This is a genomic window from Enterococcus sp. LJL51 (assembly GCF_054871795.1).
Window position 1 is genome coordinate 1 of sequence record NZ_JBTXLW010000011.1, and the last position, 16,662, is coordinate 16,662.

The following is a 16,662-nucleotide window of genomic DNA, read 5'->3' on the forward strand; positions in this document are numbered from 1 at the left end:
GATCAGGTAGATAGGTTGGAAGTGGAAGGCCAGTGATGGTTGGAGCGGACCAATACTAATCGGTCGAGGACTTAACCAAAGAATTGGAAGAGTAAGAAAATGTTTTTCGGAATGACTGTGTTGAAGAGTTTTAATCTATCCAGTTTTGAGTGAGCAAATCACTCAACTAAATACCAAACAACACCAGTGTGGTGGCGATAGCGAGAAGGATACACCTGTTCCCATGCCGAACACAGAAGTTAAGCTTTTTAGCGCCGATTGTAGTGAAGGGTTTCCCTTTGTGAGAGTAGGACGCCGCCGCGCGATTGTTGTATTATGGAGGTTTAGCTCAGCTGGGAGAGCACCTGCCTTACAAGCAGGGGGTCAGCGGTTCGATCCCGTTAACCTCCATATGAGTCGTTAGCTCAGTTGGTAGAGCATCTGACTTTTAATCAGAGGGTCACAGGTTCGAGCCCTGTACGACTCATAACATGCGGGTGTGGCGGAATTGGCAGACGCACTAGATTTAGGATCTAGCGCCGCGAGGCGTGGGGGTTCAAGTCCCTTCACCCGCATTAAAAAAGCCGGCTTAGCTCAGTTGGTAGAGCATCTGATTTGTAATCAGAGGGTCGAGGGTTCAAGTCCTTTAGCCGGCATCCAGAAACGCGGAAATAGCTCAGTGGTAGAGCACCACCTTGCCAAGGTGGGGGTCGCGGGTTCGAACCCCGTTTTCCGCTTTCAAATACCGCGCCGGGGTGGCGGAACTGGCAGACGCACAGGACTTAAAATCCTGCGGTGAGTGATCACCGTACCGGTTCGATTCCGGTCCTCGGCATTTAGAAATATGTAGCACCCATAGCTCAACTGGATAGAGTGTTTGACTACGAATCAAAAGGTTAGGGGTTCGACTCCCTTTGGGTGCATTGTTATAAACGGGAAGTAGCTCAGCTTGGTAGAGCACTTGGTTTGGGACCAAGGGGTCGCAGGTTCGAATCCTGTCTTCCCGATAATTATGAATTTGGGGCCTTAGCTCAGCTGGGAGAGCGCCTGCTTTGCACGCAGGAGGTCAGCGGTTCGATCCCGCTAGGCTCCATTTTTATATGTATACGCGGTGTAGCTCAGCTGGCTAGAGCGTCCGGTTCATACCCGGGAGGTCGGGGGTTCGATCCCCTTCGCCGCGATTATTTTTTTAAGAGCCTGGACCTTTAGCTCAGTTGGTTAGAGCAGACGGCTCATAACCGTCCGGTCGTAGGTTCGAGTCCTACAAGGTCCATTGTGACATTGTTGCTTAAAAATAATATGGAGGATTACCCAAGTCCGGCTGAAGGGAACGGTCTTGAAAACCGTCAGGTGTGTAAAAGCACGCAAGGGTTCGAATCCCTTATCCTCCTTTACTGAGAAACACTGTGATTATTTTATCAGAGCAGATGTTGAACAGTGCTTGGCAACTATAAGGACGAAATTTCCTTAACGAGAGTTGCAGAAAACCTTTCCGTATACAATAAGTATACTATTATCGCGGGGTGGAGCAGTCAGGTAGCTCGTCGGGCTCATAACCCGAAGGTCGTAGGTTCAAATCCTGCCCCCGCAATTGCTTTTGACAATAGTTAAAAGCCAGTAGTAAAGATTTTTGGTCTGGTAGTTCAGTTGGTTAGAATGCCTGCCTGTCACGCAGGAGGTCGCGGGTTCGAGTCCCGTCCAGACCGTTTTGGCTCGGTAGCTCAGTTGGTAGAGCAATGGATTGAAGCTCCATGTGTCGGCAGTTCGATTCTGTCCCGCGCCATTATACCATTAAATTTGCGGGTGTAGTTTAGTGGTAAAACCACAGCCTTCCAAGCTGTTGTCGCGAGTTCGATTCTCGTCACCCGCTTTAATGGGCCTATAGCTCAGCTGGTTAGAGCGCACGCCTGATAAGCGTGAGGTCGATGGTTCGAGTCCATTTAGGCCCATTGGGGAAGTACTCAAGTGGCTGAAGAGGCGCCCCTGCTAAGGGTGTAGGTCGGGAAACCGGCGCGAGGGTTCAAATCCCTCCTTCTCCGTTCTTTCTGGCCCGTTGGTCAAGTGGTTAAGACACCGCCCTTTCACGGCGGTAACACGGGTTCGAGTCCCGTACGGGTCATTGCAATATTTTGGAGGATTACCCAAGTCCGGCTGAAGGGAACGGTCTTGAAAACCGTCAGGTGTGTAAAAGCACGCAAGGGTTCGAATCCCTTATCCTCCTTTACTGAGAAACACTGTGATTATTCTACCAGAGCAGATGTTGAACAGTACTTGGTGACTAAGAGAAGCAAAGTTTCTTTAATCAAAGTCGCAAGAAAACTTTCCGTATACAAATAGGTATACTATTATCGCGGGGTGGAGCAGTCAGGTAGCTCGTCGGGCTCATAACCCGAAGGTCGTAGGTTCAAATCCTGCCCCCGCAATAGCTTTTAACAATAGTTAAAAGCAAGTAACAAAGAATTTGGTTTGGTAGTTCAGTTGGTTAGAATGCCTGCCTGTCACGCAGGAGGTCGCGGGTTCGAGTCCCGTCCAGACCGTTATAAAGAGTTTTACGCGGGTGTAGTTTAGTGGTAAAACCACAGCCTTCCAAGCTGTTGTCGCGAGTTCGATTCTCGTCACCCGCTTTTTTTATGGGCCTATAGCTCAGCTGGTTAGAGCGCACGCCTGATAAGCGTGAGGTCGATGGTTCGAGTCCATTTAGGCCCATCAAAAATTCCCGGCCCGTTGGTCAAGTGGTTAAGACACCGCCCTTTCACGGCGGTAACACGGGTTCGAATCCCGTACGGGTCATCATTAGCGGTTGAGTACCGCTTTTTGTTTTAAATGCTTTGGAAGCGTTGACAAACGTTTTGTTATCATGTAATCTATGGTTATATGATATATAATTGAATATTATTTGTTGGATAGTGATTGTTTAAGTACAAGCTAAACCTAGTTATTTCAAAGGGGATGAAATTCTTTCACCTTTTTTGAAGTGGTTGGGTTTTTTTGTTTTTTTGAATAAGCGAATAAAATAATGTATTTGTTTTTATTCAGAATGGGGGAAAAAATGTTAATTCATAAGATACTTAACAACAATGTGATCATTACTGTCGATGAACACAATCGTGAATTGATAGTAATGGGCAAAGGATTGGGTTTTAAGAAAAAACCTGGTGATTTTATCTGTAAAGACAGGGTTGACAAAATCTATCAGCTGACAAATGAAAAAATTTCCCTACAATTCCAAGAGTTGCTGGAAGATTTACCCATGGAATATTTGAAAATATCGGATGAGATTATCGAGTATGCAAAGAAGGAAATCAACGAAAATCTAAATGAAATGATTTATATTTCGTTGACAGACCACTTGCATACAGCAATTGAACGGGTGAAAAAGAATGTTGAAGTCAAAAATGTTTTGTTATGGGATATCAAACGGTTTTTCCCAGATGAGTTTAAAGTTGGTATGATGGCCATTCAAAAAGTGAAAGAAAAGTATGATGTGGAGTTATCAGAGGATGAAGCTGGTTTTATAGCATTACACATTGTTAATGCCCAACAGGATGCAGATGGATCCGGTAATACTTATGAGATAACAAAGATTATGCAGGAAATTATGAATATTATTAAATATTATTTTAAAATATCATTCGATGAAAACTCTGTCTATTTTTATCGATTTACTACACATCTCAAGTTTTTTGCCTATCGTTTACTTTCAAAAGGACAATACATGGATGAAACAGATCAGGAATTATTAGAAATTATTAAAAGTAAATATCAAAATGCCTATCACTGCATCGAAAAAATCGAAAAGTATTTAATCGCTGCCTATGACTATAAAATTTCAAATGACGAGAAGCTTTATTTGACTATTCATATTGCACGTTTAGTCATTAAAAATAGTTAAACTATTATTATTATCAACCTAAGGAGGGACGAGGTACACCAAGAGAATACCCCTGCGATACCAAAATGGTATGGCTTTGGATCGTGACATTCAGTTGGCGAAACCTCTAAATAAAAATACACATAAATTTGGAGGAAAAAAACATGGGTAAATATGATGAATTAGCAAAAAATATTGTAAGAGAAGTTGGCGGTAAGGATAATATAAACTCTCTGACGAACTGTATCACACGTCTTCGTTTTAAACTGAAAGATGACAATAAAGCGAATACAGAAGTTTTAAAGAACATGGATGGTGTTGTTACGGTTATGCAGGCTGGGGGGCAGTACCAAGTAGTTATTGGTAATCACGTTCCTGATGTGCGTAAAGCTGTGGATGAAGTTATTGGTGTGCTGCAGCCCGTAGTTGATGATGGGCCTAAAGGTAATTTGTTCGATCGATTTGTAGATATGATTTCTGGTATTTTTCAACCAATTCTGGCTCCATTGTCTGCTGCTGGTATGCTGAAAGGTGTAAATGCCATTTTAGCATTTGCATTGGGCGTTTCCTATTCAGAAGGACCGACATATGCTGTATTTAACGCAATGGGGGATGGATTATTCCTATTCCTGCCAATTTTCATTGGCTACACAGCAATGAAAAAATTTGGCGGTTCACCATTCTTGGGAATGATGATTGCTTCCAGTTTAGTTTATACAGGCTTTATTGATGGCTCCGCAACTGCTGCTTTTGCTGAAAGCGGGGGACTGAACATCTTTGGGATTCCGTTCTCAATTCCAGCTGCTGGTTATGGTTCAACGGTAATGCCAATTATCGCAGCCACAGCGTTTGCAGCTTTGCTTGAAAAACAATTAAGAAAAATTATTCCAGATGTAGTAAAATTATTCTTAGTTCCATTCTTTACAGCACTAATTGCAGTGCCGCTAACCTTCTTAGTAATTGGACCAATTATGAACGTTGTTTCTGATGCGTTAGGAAACGGTTTGATTGCATTACAAGGGTTCAGCCCAATTTTATTTGGAGCTATTCTTGGATTTGCTTGGCAGATTCTTGTTATGTTCGGTATGCACTGGGCAATTATTCCATTTGCAATTATTGCTTTGTCTCAGGGTCAGCCTACACAGCTTTTGATTGCTTCAGGAGGCGTTTCATTTGCTCAAACAGGTGCGGTACTAGCAGTAATGTTAAAAACAAAGAATGCAAAACTGAAAGAGTTATCTATTCCAGCCTTCATTTCAGGAATCTTTGGTGTGACTGAGCCGGCAATCTACGGTATTACTTTACCGAAAAAGAAACCTTTCTGGGCTTCTTGTGTGGTTGGTGGAGTAACAGGTGCAATTTCCATGGGATTAGGTATTCAAGCTTACCAAATGGGGGGACTTGGAGTATTTAGATACACAGGGCAAATTTCTCCAGATGGAGATGTCAAATATGCAATTTGGAGCATGGCACTCGATGCAGCTGCTCTTATTGCCGGCTTTGCACTAGCCTACGCTATTGGATTTAAGGATGATGAAGACCTTTCTGCACCGCTGTCTAAGGAAGAAGCGAAACTTGCGGCAACAGGTCAACAAAATAAGCTTGGCAAAGATGAAGTTGTTGCTCCTGTCAAAGGAACGGTATTGCCTTTAAGTCAATGTAAGGATCAGGCATTTGCGCAAGGAGCATTAGGTAAGGGTGTGTTGATTGAACCTACAGAAGGAATTGTCCGCGCACCATTCGATGGAACTGTAATGACGTTATTCCCTACAAAACATGCGATTGGTTTGATTTCTGATCAGGGGATGGAACTGTTAATTCATATAGGTATGGACACGGTTCAGTTGGATGGACAATACTTTGAAGCGAAAGCGGCACAAGGAGATAAAGTGAAAAAAGGTGATGTTTTAGTCACTTTTGATATTGAAGCGATTAAGAAAGCCGGTTATAGTACGCAAACACCGGTGATTGTTACAAATACAGGAGACTATCTGGATATTGTAGAAACACAGAATGCAGAAGTAACTTCAACCGATACGCTGATTACTGCTTTAGCTTAATGAAGCATTATCAAAATAAATAAAATCTGAGATGGTTCTTGTTGAAAAGAGTATAGGAAAGCTGATAGTTAAAATTATCATTTCTTAGAAACTATTCACGCGAATCATCTCTGTAGTAAGAGAGGACTTTGTAAATGGCATTTAGAAAAGATTTTTTATGGGGCGGAGCAACTGCTGCGAATCAATGTGAAGGCGGCTATAATGAAGGCGGACGCGGTTTAGCTAATGTGGATGTTGTACCTATTGGTGAAGACAGATTTCCTATTTTAGCAGGAAAAATGAAAATGTTTGATTTTGATGATGAGCATTTTTATCCAGCGAAAGAAGCAATTGACATGTATCACCGCTATAAAGAAGATATTGCTTTATTCGGTGAAATGGGCTTCAAAACATACCGTTTATCGATTGCCTGGACAAGAATTTTTCCAAATGGTGATGAGACAGAACCCAACGAAGAAGGTCTGAAGTTCTATGAAGATTTATTCAAAGAGTGCCGCAAGTATGGAATTGAGCCGCTAGTAACAATTACGCATTTTGATTGCCCAATGCATTTGATTAAAAAATATGGTGCATGGCGTAGTCGTGAATTAGTTGGTTTTTATGAAAATCTTTGTAATGTTATTTTCAACAGATATAAAGGGCTAGTGAAGTATTGGCTGACATTTAATGAAATTAATATGATTCTTCATGCACCATTTATGGGCGCAGGTCTTTATTTTGAAGAAGGAGACAATGAAGAACAGGTGAAATTCCAGGCGGCTCACCATGAGCTAGTTGCTAGTGCCGTTGCTACAAGAATTGCCCATGAGGTAGATCCAGAGAATAAGGTTGGTTGTATGCTAGCAGCGGGAAATTACTATCCTTATACACCAAAACCTGAAGATGTCTGGGCTGGAAAGCAGAACGACCGGGAAAACTATTTCTTCATTGATGTTCAGTCCCGTGGTGAATATCCTGCATATGCATTGAAAGAGATGGAGCGTAAAGGGATTGAAATTAAGATGGAGGAAGGCGATGAAGAGTTATTGAAAGCTCATACCGTAGACTTTATCTCATTCTCTTATTATTCTTCCCGTGTCGCTACAACAGACTCTGCTCTGCTGGAAAAAACTGCTGGAAATATCTTTTCTTCAGTAAAAAATCCTTACTTAGAAGCGAGCGAATGGGGCTGGCAGATTGATCCCCTTGGGTTGAGAATAACTATGAATGATTTGTATGACCGTTATCAAAAACCATTGTTTATTGTTGAAAATGGTTTAGGAGCAGTAGATACACCAGATGAAAACGGCTATGTTAATGATGACTATCGGATTGAGTATCTAGCGGCGCATCTTCAGGCAATGAAAGATGCTGTTGAGCAAGACGGAGTAGACCTGCTAGGCTACACAACCTGGGGCTGTATTGATTTAGTTAGTGCTGGAACTGGTGAAATGAAGAAACGTTACGGATTTATCTATGTTGACCGTGATAATGAAGGAAACGGTACCTTAAAACGTACGAAGAAAAAATCATTTGACTGGTATAAGAAAGTGATTGCGTCTAACGGTGAAGATTTAACAAATTAGTAATGCATAGGGGCTGAAGCGAATATTCGTTTTTGTTTCAGTCCTTTTAAATGGATTTATTTGAAAACGAGTTATTTTGTTAGATTCTCGTAGTAATAAATATATTTCTATATGATTTGAATAATTATCTATTTCAGGAGGGAACTACATTATGACATTTCCAAAAAATTTTTTATGGGGCGGAGCAACTGCTGCCAATCAATATGAAGGCGGTTATTTATCTGGTGGTAAAGGATTAAGTACACTGGATGCTATTACCGGCGGTAGTCATACAGAGCCGCGAATGATCACTTATAAAACAAAAGATGGAAAAATTGAATCAGTCACGCGAGAAAAGGAGCTGCCGGAAGGAGCAGTGGGGTATGTAGATCCTGACCGTTATTACCCGAGCCATGTAGCAACTGACTTTTATCATCATTATAAAGAAGACATTGCGCTGTTTGCGGAGATGGGCTACAAATGCTTTAGACTTTCGATTGCTTGGTCAAGAATCTGTCCAAAGGGGACAGAAGAGATTAATGAAGAAGGGCTGCAGTTTTATGACAAGGTTTTTGATGAGTGTTTGAAATACGGCATTGAACCAGTAGTCACAATTAATCATTTTGATATTCCGATGTATCTTGCAGATGAGCTGGATGGCTGGTCCAATAGAAAGGTTATTGATTACTTCCTGTTTTTCTGTGAAACCATATTTAAACGGTATAAGGATAAAGTCAAATACTGGATGACGTTTAACGAAATTAACTTTTTAAGAAGCTGGACACAAATTGGTATTCATAAGAATGACGGACAATCGAAATATCAGGCAGCTCATCACTTATTTGTAGCAAGTGGAAAAGCAGTACAGCTGGGACACGATATTAATCCTGATTTTCAGATTGGTATGATGGTTGCCTATATTCCAAGCTATCCAATGTCTTGTAAGCCAGAGGATGTGATGGAAGCATTACAGTTTAATCGAGAGCAGGAGTTTTATATCGATGTTCAGGTGAAGGGATATTATCCAGCACATAAGCTAAAAGAATTTGAAAGAAATGGGATTGTCATCAAGAAGGAACCTGGAGATGATGAAATTATCAAAGCTGGGACAGTTGATTATATTGGTTTTAGTTATTATATGTCTACAGTATCCTCTGCTGATCCTAAGGATGTGAAATATGTCGGGGGTAATCAAATGCCGGCTGTTAAAAATCCTTACCTGGAAGAATCAGACTGGGGCTGGGCTGTCGATCCTTTGGGTCTGAGAATTTCATTGAGCAAGCTTTATGACCGCTACAATGTACCTTTGTTTGTTGTTGAAAACGGCTTTGGGGCTGTTGACCAGCTCGAAGCAGACGGCTCCGTTCAAGATGACTACCGGATCGATTATTTCCAGAAACACATCCAAGCGATGAAGGATGCTATTGAGCTGGATGGAGTAGACTTACTAGGCTATACACCATGGGGTTGTATTGATTTAGTCAGCGCTGGAACTGGTGAAATGAAGAAACGCTATGGCTTTATTTATGTAGATATGGATGACGAAGGCAATGGGACATTAAAACGGACTAAGAAAAAATCTTTTGATTGGTACAAGCAAGTCATTCAAAGTAACGGGGAAAATCTAGAGAAATAATAGACAAGATTAGGAGTGAAAAAAGTGAAGAAATTTATAAAAGCAATTGGTGTTTTAAGTTTGAGTGTACTGATTATGGCAGGCTGCGGCAGTAAAGCAGCTGAAGAAAAGACAGAAGCAAAGGCTGAGAAGCCGGAAGAACTGACAATCTATGTTGTTCGTCATGGAAAGACAATGCTGAATACAACAGATAGAGTTCAGGGCTGGTCTGATGCTGTTCTGACGCCGGCTGGTGAAGAAGTCGTAACGGCAGCAGGAATCGGTTTAAAAGATGTTGATTTTCAGAGTGCTTACAGCAGCGACAGCGGCCGGGCAATGCAGACAGCAAAGCTGATTCTTGCAGAAAATAAAACAGCGTCTGAGCTTCAGCTTGCTACGGATGAACGCTTCAGAGAGTTTAACTTCGGTACGTACGAAGGCGATTTAAACCACACGATGTGGCAGGATATTGCTGATGACCAAGGTGTTACATTAGAAGAATTCATGAAAAACATGACACCGGAATCCTTTGCTAATAGCGTAGCTAAGCTGGATGAAGGTCGGGATGAAGAAGGTGTGAATTGGCCGGCAGAGGATTATGAGACAATTACCAACCGTTTAACTGCTGGTTTGGATGATTTAGTTGCAGCAGAGATGAAAAAAGAAGGCAGCGGCGATGTTCTTGTGGTTTCTCACGGACTAAGTATTTCAGCTTTACTGGATACATTGTTTGATGACTTCAAGATTCCTGAAGGCGGACTAAAAAACGCGAGTGTCTGCACAATCAAGTATAAAGACGGCAAATACACACTGGATAAAGTCAACGATCTTAGCTATGTAGAAAAAGGACAAGAATAAAATACTTCTAAAATCCTCTGACAGAAAAACAGCTGTCAGAGGATTTTTTAAAGAGAAAATTAATGATTAAAAATTCTGAATTTTCTAAAAAAAGATTGACTTATAATGTTATTAAAGCAATAATAAATACTATCTCACAAAAATGTTAGAAAAGGGGAGAAAGCCATGATAATAAAGCCAACCTTACCACAGGAAATGACTATTTTTTTTGATCAGGAGAATCAGCCAAATAAAAAAGTTCAGATGGGTGTTATTACGTTATTACCGGGTGAAAAACGTCCATTAGAGGGTTTTTCCCGTCATGATCAGGATGAGTATTCATATGTTATTTCAGGAGAAGCACATACTATTTTAGAGGACGGGCAGGATCTTGTGGGCAAACCAGGTGATGCTCAGTTGATTGAAGCTGGTGAAGGGCATATTAACTACAACGATGGGACAGATCCGGCAGTTGTTGTTTGGATGCTTGTGGAACGGGACTAAGCAAAAAAATAAAGAAGGTAAAGGGAGAATGGGATGAAAAAAGTAATTAAACTAATGACAGGCTTGATAACAGCAGGAATTATATTGACTGCTTGTTCCGGCGGAGGGCAGAAAAAAAGTGAAGAGCAGCCGATGCAGTTAATGTCTGCATCTGAGCTGACAACACTAAATACTTCAGTGATGCTGGATTTTCCTGATGCAATTGTACAGACTGCAGCTTTTGAAGGACTGTATGCATTGGATGAAGAGGATGAGATTATTCCAGCAGTCGCAAAAGAGCTGCCGGAAATATCAGAGGATGGCAAAACATATACGATTAAACTAAGAGAAGATGCTGTTTGGAGCAATGATGACCCAGTGACCGCTCATGATTTTGAGTTTGCCTGGAAAAAAATGATTGATCCTGCTAATGGCTTGGTTTACAGCTTCTTAATTGTTGAAACGATTCAAAATGGCGGGGAAATTTCCAACGGCGAGAAAAAACCGGAAGAGCTGGGTGTAAAAGCACTGGATGACTATACCTTGGAAATTAAACTAACGGATGCTAAACCATATTTCACTTCGCTGTTGGCGTTTCCTACCTTCTTCCCGCAAAATCAAAAGGTTGTAGAGGAGCAGGGCGACGACTATGGAACGGCTAGTGATACTGTTGTATACAATGGTCCGTTCCTTGTGGAAAACTGGAAGCAAACAGATTTAAGCTGGGATTTGGTTAAAAATGATAAGTACTGGGATAAGGAAAATGTCAAATCTGATAAGATTCACTATGAAGTGGTGAAGGAAGCATCCACTGCACTTAATTTGTTTGAAGATGGACAACTGGATGTTGCCACAATCACAGGCGAGATTGCGAAACAGAATCAAAATAATGAGGATTTTCATTCATATCCAACAGCTACGATGAATTACATTCGTTTAAATCAAACACGTGACGGTAAAGATACCCCATTAAAAAATGAAAATCTGAGAAAAGCTATCGCCTTGGGAATTGATAAAGAAACGCTTGTTAATAACATCATTGCGGACGGTTCCAAACCATTATACGGTGCAGTAACAGAAGGCTTTGTATCAAATCCGGCAACTGGTCAGGATTTCCGGGAAGAAGCTGGTGATTTAATGACCTATGATAAAGAAGCTGCTGTTGAGTATTGGAAAAAGGCACAGGCTGAGTTAGGTGAGAAGGTTAAAATAGAGCTTATGGTGACTGATGACGGCTCTTACAAGAAGATGGGAGAAAGTATTCAGGGAACGCTACAGGAGCTGTTTCCAGGGCTGACAATCGATGTGAAGGCGCTGCCGACAGAAACGGCCTTGAACTTTGGGAGAGAAAGCGACTATGACATGTTTCTGATTTATTGGACTCCTGATTATAAAGATCCAATTTCTACTCTAAAAATGTTATATAGCGGAAATGACCGCAACTATTCAAATCCAACCTATGATCAGCTTTTAGATGATGCTTCAGAGAAATATGCATTGGAGCCGGAAAAACGCTGGGAGACACTGATTGCTGCTGAAAAATTGGTAATTGAAGAAACAGCCGGGATGATTATTATCAGTCAAAACCAGCAGTCTGTCTTACAAAATCCAAAAATTAAAGGGTTGAATTACCATACGTTTGGTGCACCATTAACATTGAAAAATGTAGCTTTAGAAGATTAAAAACTAGAATAATAGGGCGGCTTAGGGAAGCAGCAATGATTGCTGCATGTCCAATCCATTGTAGCCAATATTAGAGCTGTAAAGAAATTAAGCTGCAGTGAGAAGCTTTGAAGAAATAAGAAGGATTTACAAAAATTGTTCTCTAGATTTTTGTGAATTCTTTCTTATTTTTTAGATATAGGCTGATTTAAACTTTAAAAGACAGTGTCTTTATAATCTGTTACTGTTGCTTGCCTAGCACGAAGCCTTTGCTATAATCAAGAGGACGGATGAATAGAGGAGTGGTATATTGAGAAGAGGCATTTTTGAAACAGAACGGATTTATTTTTCTCATTGGCAGGAAAAAGATAGTGAACTGGCTGTCTCTCTTTGGGGAAATCAAAGAGTGGTTCAGTATATTACGAGGGAAGGAATGTCTGAAGCTCAGATTAAGGAACGGTTAGCAAAGGAAATGGAAAATCAGAAAGCTTACGGCTATCAGTACTGGCCGATATTTCTTAAACGGAATGAAGCATTTATTGGCTGTGCGGGACTTCGTCCGTATGCAAAAGAAGATAACGCTGCAGAAATAGGGGTTCATTTAAAAGAAGAATTTTGGGGACAAGGGTTCGCAGAAGAAGCCTTGCGGGAAGTGATTCAGCAGGCTGCCTCTTTTTTTATGCTGAATCAAGTATTTGCTGGTCATCATCCAGCAAATACTGGTTCGAAAAAACTGTTAAACAAACTAGGTTTTGTATTTGAGAAAACTGAATTTTATGAGCCGACGGGATTATGCCACCCGTTATATTTTTTGAATTTATAAAGATTTAAAGCTGATTTTTCAGGATAACGGTTGATAGATATTTAAAGTGAAAGCAGATTAGTATCTATTAAAAAGGATATTAGTTGACAAAAAAGCAGGATTTAAGTATTATAATAACTACCAACAACAACCTTTTTATTTTTCATTTTACTCTTAATTGAGTAATACTCCTTTTAGGCTATCTCTTCGGAGATAGTCTTTTTTTGTCTAATAAATAGTTAGAGGAAGTCTAGCATGACTAGAAATGAGCAAGAAAATTTACAATTATTCATTATGTCTTTAAACCTAACAGCAATGATACTTGGAAAATAGGAGCACAGCAATTTTTTTTGGGAGGCCTTAAGAGCCCACTTTGATGATAAGCTGGAATGATTTGAGCTGTTGCGTTTTTAGCATATTTTACTGATTTTTTCTATAAACGTTCTGGTGCTGTATAGCAACCAAAACAAAAGGTAGATAGAGGAAAAATAGATTAGCCCGCTGCCACAAGCCTCGATAAGGGATAGGCAGCTGAAGCAGGAAGGGAATTTTAGGTGCAGCAAACAACAGCATAAAAACGGATGAAATAAGAAAAGTGATGAATAGAACTACAACCATAAAGCGATTCATCTCTAGAGAATACAGCCGGATTAGAATAAAGGTACCGATTAGTAAGGCAAGAAAACCTGCGCCAGAAGCGTAGTCATGAATCATCTCTTCAATTTCGCCGCCAATAGTTGTTGCCGCCGACCGGTCGAAAATCCCGGTAAGTATGCAGTCTCCAGTACTGAAAACAGCCAACATAATTCCCAACCACTTTGCAAGGGAACGGTTGGTAACCTTAAACCGTTCATAGAATGCAGGAATAGTCAGTAACAGCAGTAAACCATCTATGATTGCCCAAATCTTAAAGGCCATTTTTGTAGGACTGCCATTTTCGCCGAATGCACTGATTAGCATAGTAAACGAATCATAGTTCGTATAAAAGGCTGCTAAAATAATTGGAAAGATTAGTTCGCTGGCAACAGCTATGAGTAATAAATAAAAACCATATTTTTTTAAATGTTTCATGATTAAGCCTCCTGTATCCGATGATTATTCTCATTGTAATACGTTTGAGGTTATTTCTCATTTATTAACTTCTCAAAGGCAATTCATTTAGATATGCTTAAGCAAAGCTCATCATTTTTTATTTTTTAAATCAATGAAAAAACGAATCTATCATGAATAAAAATAAATATTTAAAATATATTTTTGTTATATATAAGATAATGTTATGATTGTATTTGTAGTTAACTTTTCTTAAGTATAGGGGGGGACAGGATGACATTAACTAAATTGAATGAGTTAGAAGCTGCATATGAAGCAGCTGATCAGAAGTTAAAAGCTTTTCTTCAGAAGAGGATTCAGTCATTAATTTTCTTTGGGCGTACGATCAAACTATATGAAGCTAAAGCGACCTGTTTTAGGGAAGTTGTTGCTGAATGTGAACGTTTGGAAAAACAGGCGAAAAAGCAGTCATCCTCTTCGTGACAGTCAATTAACACAAAATAAAATTTATTCATATTTTTTCGATAAAGAGTGAGTAATAGTACGTAACTCAAGTAACGAGAGTGGGGCAATAGTCAGAAGAAAATCTGATTATTGTCCTACTTTTTTAATTTTAGGGTACACAAAAAGCACACAGCCTTGTATGATTAAAGTGCCTAAACCCAATCAAAAGGAGCGTGCTTTTATGTTTAAAAATTATACCATTAATCAAACGATTTTACCATTAGAGTTGGAACAGTTTATTCCTGAAACTGACGTCGCTTTTGCGGTTAATGCCTTAGTCGAAGCAATGCCGCAAACACTCTTTAATAAACTAGAAGAGCAATTAGGCCGACCGGCCTACCACCCGAAGATGCTATTAAAAATTATTCTGTATGCGTATACTCAGCGTGTCTTTTCTGGTCAGAAAATGGAATTTCTGTTGGATGACAGCTACCTATGCGCTGGTTAGCGAACCACGAACAAGTCAGTAGACGACCATGGAAATATGTTTGAAACAGCAACAGACATTGGCGATTCATCAGTTCTTAGAGGTGAAAACAATCGTGACAGCAAATCTGATGTCGACATGTTTAAGATTCGTCCGGCTTATGATGGTGCATATAAAATAATAGTTACTGGCGGTATTCAGGTTTTTGATGAAAATGGTGTTCAAAAGAAATCACATCCAGCGACATTTGTAAATGGCCCAGCTTATGATTTGGAAGCTGGTAAAGCTTATTTTATAAGGGTTGAAAGTAGTACCATGGTTAATAATTATGTTGCGGATAAAATATATGAAATCAAAATACAGGATCCGTTTGATGCAACGAAGGAATATGGAGTTGAAACATTAAGTCTAAGTCATAGTTCAATACCTTCCACAGGGTACCTTTCCGGATTTGGCGCAACATTTAATGAGCGTCATCCAATTGCTTATTATAAAGCGTATAGAACACCTTCAACCGTTTCAATCAAGGCGTTAAAAGTAAGTCTTTCTTCAAGCGGCTCAGCTACATCAATCGAAATTTACAACGAAGCAAAAGTGCTAATTGGGCAATCTGCATTGGGAGAAGACGGAAAACAAACCGTTTGGGTAAATGTTGGTAAAGACCAAGTTGTTTACACGAAAGTAGTGAATGAAACCCCTGGAGTCTTAGGGTACTTTTTCCATTTAGGTTTTCTAAACTCACTGATTGAGTAGTTTTTCAACAGTATAAGACCACCTTCAAAAGTTAGTCTAAAAGGCTAAATTTTTGGAAGTGGTCTTTTTATTTATGCTGGGAACATCAAGTGTAGTCAAATATATTCTAAGTTTTGGAATGTGTCTGAAAAAAATTATAATTGTTAATGGCTAAAACTTTCGTAAATGAAGAATAAGAATAGGGAAGCTCACTATAAAACGGAATTGCATTTTTTTGCGATAATATAATTACTTTTAAAATGTTTTTGCTTTATATTGCAAAAAAATGCAATCAGTGTTATCGTTAATTAACGAGGAGAGAAAAACATGCTGATTGAAGAACGATTAGAAAGAATTAAAAGTGTATTAGAGGAACATAAAAGTGCCACGATTGAAAAGCTTGTAGAGGAACTTAAAGTATCTAAAGATACTGTCCGGCGGGATTTAATTAAATTAGAGAAGCAAAATGTCGTGAAAAGAACGCACGGTGGTGCGGTTCTAAACAACCGGGAGGCAATGATTTTTAATTATGATCAACGCTCAGAAAAGTTTCACTTAATTAAAGAAAAAATAGCGCAAAAAGCTGCAGAGCTTATTAAGGATAATTCCAGCGTTATCTTTGATTCCTCGACAACTGTGGAAGCGGCTATTCCTCAATTGCAAGACAAAAATATTTATGCAATTACTAACTCACTAACTCACGCCAAGCTTTTGGCGAAAAATAAGAAAGGTGAAGTGACTCTTTTGCCTGGAAAGCTCCATAAGGAACAACTATTCTTATATGGGAGTGAAACAATTCAAAAGCTAGAACAGTATAATGCAGACTATACACTTTTAGGTGTGTTTGCAATATCTGGTAAGGGTCTATTTATTCACACGGAAGAAGAAGGACTTGTAAAACGTCAGATGGCTCTGCAGGCAGCCAAAGTAATTGCTGTAGCTGACCATACAAAAATTGACACGACAGGCTTTTTTAAGGTCTGTGAATTATCTGATATTGATTACTTAATTACAGATATGGAGCCTGATCAAGAGTTTATACAAGCTTTGAATGAAAAAAATGTTGTGCTTGTTTTAACAGAACATTAACGAAGGA

Annotated in this window: 12 protein-coding genes, 25 tRNA genes, 1 rRNA gene and 1 pseudogene; 38 read left to right on the forward strand and 1 reads right to left on the reverse strand. The window is 39.8% G+C overall.

What is annotated here, in order from left to right; genetic code table 11:
* Positions 1-187 precede the first annotated feature (187 nt).
* The 34 genes from rrf to ACYSNQ_RS11000 all read left to right on the forward strand — a co-directional run bounded on the left by rrf (position 188) and on the right by ACYSNQ_RS11000 (position 12,874).
* A 5S ribosomal RNA gene (gene rrf / locus ACYSNQ_RS10835) occupies positions 188-303 on the forward strand.
* A gap of 14 nt (positions 304-317) precedes the next feature.
* A tRNA-Val gene (locus tag ACYSNQ_RS10840) sits at positions 318-390 on the forward strand.
* A gap of 3 nt (positions 391-393) precedes the next feature.
* A tRNA-Lys gene (locus ACYSNQ_RS10845) sits at positions 394-466 on the forward strand.
* Between the two features lie 6 nt (positions 467-472).
* Positions 473-554, forward strand: a tRNA-Leu gene (locus tag ACYSNQ_RS10850).
* 8 nt (positions 555-562) lie between these two features.
* Positions 563-635 (forward strand) — tRNA-Thr (locus ACYSNQ_RS10855).
* A 9-nt stretch (positions 636-644) separates the two neighbouring features.
* Positions 645-716, forward strand: a tRNA-Gly gene (locus ACYSNQ_RS10860).
* Positions 717-728: 12 nt separating this feature from the next.
* Positions 729-814: transfer RNA gene (locus ACYSNQ_RS10865), tRNA-Leu, on the forward strand.
* 14 nt (positions 815-828) lie between these two features.
* Positions 829-902, forward strand: a tRNA-Arg gene (locus tag ACYSNQ_RS10870).
* 10 nt (positions 903-912) lie between these two features.
* Positions 913-986: transfer RNA gene (locus tag ACYSNQ_RS10875), tRNA-Pro, on the forward strand.
* Positions 987-999: 13 nt separating this feature from the next.
* A tRNA-Ala gene (locus tag ACYSNQ_RS10880) sits at positions 1,000-1,072 on the forward strand.
* 14 nt (positions 1,073-1,086) lie between these two features.
* Positions 1,087-1,160, forward strand: a tRNA-Met gene (locus ACYSNQ_RS10885).
* A gap of 18 nt (positions 1,161-1,178) precedes the next feature.
* Positions 1,179-1,252: transfer RNA gene (locus tag ACYSNQ_RS10890), tRNA-Ile, on the forward strand.
* A gap of 28 nt (positions 1,253-1,280) precedes the next feature.
* Positions 1,281-1,370, forward strand: a tRNA-Ser gene (locus tag ACYSNQ_RS10895).
* A 126-nt stretch (positions 1,371-1,496) separates the two neighbouring features.
* Positions 1,497-1,570: transfer RNA gene (locus ACYSNQ_RS10900), tRNA-Met, on the forward strand.
* 41 nt (positions 1,571-1,611) lie between these two features.
* Positions 1,612-1,685, forward strand: a tRNA-Asp gene (locus ACYSNQ_RS10905).
* A 4-nt stretch (positions 1,686-1,689) separates the two neighbouring features.
* A tRNA-Phe gene (locus tag ACYSNQ_RS10910) sits at positions 1,690-1,762 on the forward strand.
* A 16-nt stretch (positions 1,763-1,778) separates the two neighbouring features.
* Positions 1,779-1,849, forward strand: a tRNA-Gly gene (locus ACYSNQ_RS10915).
* Between the two features lie 5 nt (positions 1,850-1,854).
* Positions 1,855-1,928: transfer RNA gene (locus tag ACYSNQ_RS10920), tRNA-Ile, on the forward strand.
* Between the two features lie 2 nt (positions 1,929-1,930).
* Positions 1,931-2,018 (forward strand) — tRNA-Ser (locus ACYSNQ_RS10925).
* An 8-nt stretch (positions 2,019-2,026) separates the two neighbouring features.
* A tRNA-Glu gene (locus tag ACYSNQ_RS10930) sits at positions 2,027-2,098 on the forward strand.
* A 12-nt stretch (positions 2,099-2,110) separates the two neighbouring features.
* A tRNA-Ser gene (locus tag ACYSNQ_RS10935) sits at positions 2,111-2,200 on the forward strand.
* Between the two features lie 128 nt (positions 2,201-2,328).
* Positions 2,329-2,402 (forward strand) — tRNA-Met (locus tag ACYSNQ_RS10940).
* A 40-nt stretch (positions 2,403-2,442) separates the two neighbouring features.
* Positions 2,443-2,516, forward strand: a tRNA-Asp gene (locus ACYSNQ_RS10945).
* Between the two features lie 16 nt (positions 2,517-2,532).
* Positions 2,533-2,603, forward strand: a tRNA-Gly gene (locus tag ACYSNQ_RS10950).
* An 8-nt stretch (positions 2,604-2,611) separates the two neighbouring features.
* Positions 2,612-2,685 (forward strand) — tRNA-Ile (locus ACYSNQ_RS10955).
* A gap of 12 nt (positions 2,686-2,697) precedes the next feature.
* A tRNA-Glu gene (locus ACYSNQ_RS10960) sits at positions 2,698-2,769 on the forward strand.
* A gap of 259 nt (positions 2,770-3,028) precedes the next feature.
* The gene (gene licT, locus ACYSNQ_RS10965; protein WP_426083262.1) at positions 3,029-3,871 is read left to right on the forward strand and encodes a BglG family transcription antiterminator LicT; all 843 of its coding nucleotides are present in this window, start codon (positions 3,029-3,031) and stop codon (positions 3,869-3,871) included.
* 143 nt (positions 3,872-4,014) lie between these two features.
* Entirely contained in the window at positions 4,015-5,910 is a 1,896-nt protein-coding gene (locus ACYSNQ_RS10970; RefSeq protein WP_426083264.1) for a beta-glucoside-specific PTS transporter subunit IIABC, read from the forward strand.
* A gap of 134 nt (positions 5,911-6,044) precedes the next feature.
* A complete protein-coding gene (locus tag ACYSNQ_RS10975; RefSeq protein WP_426083266.1) occupies positions 6,045-7,475 on the forward strand; it encodes a 6-phospho-beta-glucosidase in 1,431 nt (476 codons plus the stop codon).
* Positions 7,476-7,626: 151 nt separating this feature from the next.
* Entirely contained in the window at positions 7,627-9,090 is a 1,464-nt protein-coding gene (locus ACYSNQ_RS10980; protein WP_426083268.1) for a family 1 glycosylhydrolase, read from the forward strand.
* A gap of 75 nt (positions 9,091-9,165) precedes the next feature.
* Complete coding sequence (locus ACYSNQ_RS10985) at positions 9,166-9,927, forward strand: histidine phosphatase family protein (protein ID WP_426083487.1); 762 nt, start codon at positions 9,166-9,168, stop codon at positions 9,925-9,927.
* Between the two features lie 165 nt (positions 9,928-10,092).
* A complete protein-coding gene (locus ACYSNQ_RS10990; RefSeq protein ID WP_426083270.1) occupies positions 10,093-10,410 on the forward strand; it encodes a cupin domain-containing protein in 318 nt (105 codons plus the stop codon).
* Between the two features lie 33 nt (positions 10,411-10,443).
* Positions 10,444-12,072, forward strand: coding sequence for a peptide ABC transporter substrate-binding protein (locus ACYSNQ_RS10995; RefSeq protein WP_426083272.1), 1,629 nt, complete (start codon positions 10,444-10,446; stop codon positions 12,070-12,072).
* Between the two features lie 289 nt (positions 12,073-12,361).
* Positions 12,362-12,874, forward strand: a complete 513-nt coding sequence (locus ACYSNQ_RS11000) for a GNAT family N-acetyltransferase (protein WP_426083274.1) — start codon at positions 12,362-12,364, stop codon at positions 12,872-12,874.
* A gap of 399 nt (positions 12,875-13,273) precedes the next feature.
* Here the strand turns inward: ACYSNQ_RS11000 and ACYSNQ_RS11005 are convergent, their stop codons facing one another.
* Complete coding sequence (locus ACYSNQ_RS11005; RefSeq protein WP_426083276.1) at positions 13,274-13,924, reverse strand: DUF998 domain-containing protein; 651 nt, start codon at positions 13,922-13,924, stop codon at positions 13,274-13,276.
* A gap of 252 nt (positions 13,925-14,176) precedes the next feature.
* Between ACYSNQ_RS11005 and ACYSNQ_RS11010 the strand changes: the two genes are divergently transcribed.
* The 4 genes and pseudogenes from ACYSNQ_RS11010 to ACYSNQ_RS11025 all read left to right on the forward strand — a co-directional run bounded on the left by ACYSNQ_RS11010 (position 14,177) and on the right by ACYSNQ_RS11025 (position 16,655).
* Positions 14,177-14,386 carry a hypothetical protein gene (locus ACYSNQ_RS11010; protein WP_426083278.1) on the forward strand — a complete coding sequence of 70 codons (210 nt, stop codon included), beginning with the start codon at positions 14,177-14,179 and terminating at the stop codon, positions 14,384-14,386.
* 202 nt (positions 14,387-14,588) lie between these two features.
* A pseudogene (locus tag ACYSNQ_RS11015) lies at positions 14,589-14,881 on the forward strand (transposase); the annotation flags it as partial.
* Positions 14,882-14,891: 10 nt separating this feature from the next.
* Complete coding sequence (locus ACYSNQ_RS11020; RefSeq protein ID WP_426083280.1) at positions 14,892-15,587, forward strand: hypothetical protein; 696 nt, start codon at positions 14,892-14,894, stop codon at positions 15,585-15,587.
* Positions 15,588-15,893: 306 nt separating this feature from the next.
* Positions 15,894-16,655: a DeoR/GlpR family DNA-binding transcription regulator gene (locus tag ACYSNQ_RS11025; RefSeq protein ID WP_426083281.1), complete on the forward strand. Its 762-nt coding sequence runs from the start codon at positions 15,894-15,896 to the stop codon at positions 16,653-16,655.
* Positions 16,656-16,662 lie beyond the last annotated feature (7 nt).

Coding starts and splice junctions, on each gene's coding strand:
- licT (WP_426083262.1), top strand. CDS start 3,029: ATGTTAATTCATAAGATACTTAACAACAATGTGATCATTACTGTCGAT.
- ACYSNQ_RS10970 (WP_426083264.1), top strand. CDS start 4,015: ATGGGTAAATATGATGAATTAGCAAAAAATATTGTAAGAGAAGTTGGC.
- ACYSNQ_RS10975 (WP_426083266.1), top strand. CDS start 6,045: ATGGCATTTAGAAAAGATTTTTTATGGGGCGGAGCAACTGCTGCGAAT.
- ACYSNQ_RS10980 (WP_426083268.1), top strand. CDS start 7,627: ATGACATTTCCAAAAAATTTTTTATGGGGCGGAGCAACTGCTGCCAAT.
- ACYSNQ_RS10985 (WP_426083487.1), top strand. CDS start 9,166: ATGGCAGGCTGCGGCAGTAAAGCAGCTGAAGAAAAGACAGAAGCAAAG.
- ACYSNQ_RS10990 (WP_426083270.1), top strand. CDS start 10,093: ATGATAATAAAGCCAACCTTACCACAGGAAATGACTATTTTTTTTGAT.
- ACYSNQ_RS10995 (WP_426083272.1), top strand. CDS start 10,444: ATGAAAAAAGTAATTAAACTAATGACAGGCTTGATAACAGCAGGAATT.
- ACYSNQ_RS11005 (WP_426083276.1), bottom strand. CDS start 13,924: ATGAAACATTTAAAAAAATATGGTTTTTATTTATTACTCATAGCTGTT.
- ACYSNQ_RS11010 (WP_426083278.1), top strand. CDS start 14,177: ATGACATTAACTAAATTGAATGAGTTAGAAGCTGCATATGAAGCAGCT.
- ACYSNQ_RS11020 (WP_426083280.1), top strand. CDS start 14,892: ATGTTTGAAACAGCAACAGACATTGGCGATTCATCAGTTCTTAGAGGT.
- ACYSNQ_RS11025 (WP_426083281.1), top strand. CDS start 15,894: ATGCTGATTGAAGAACGATTAGAAAGAATTAAAAGTGTATTAGAGGAA.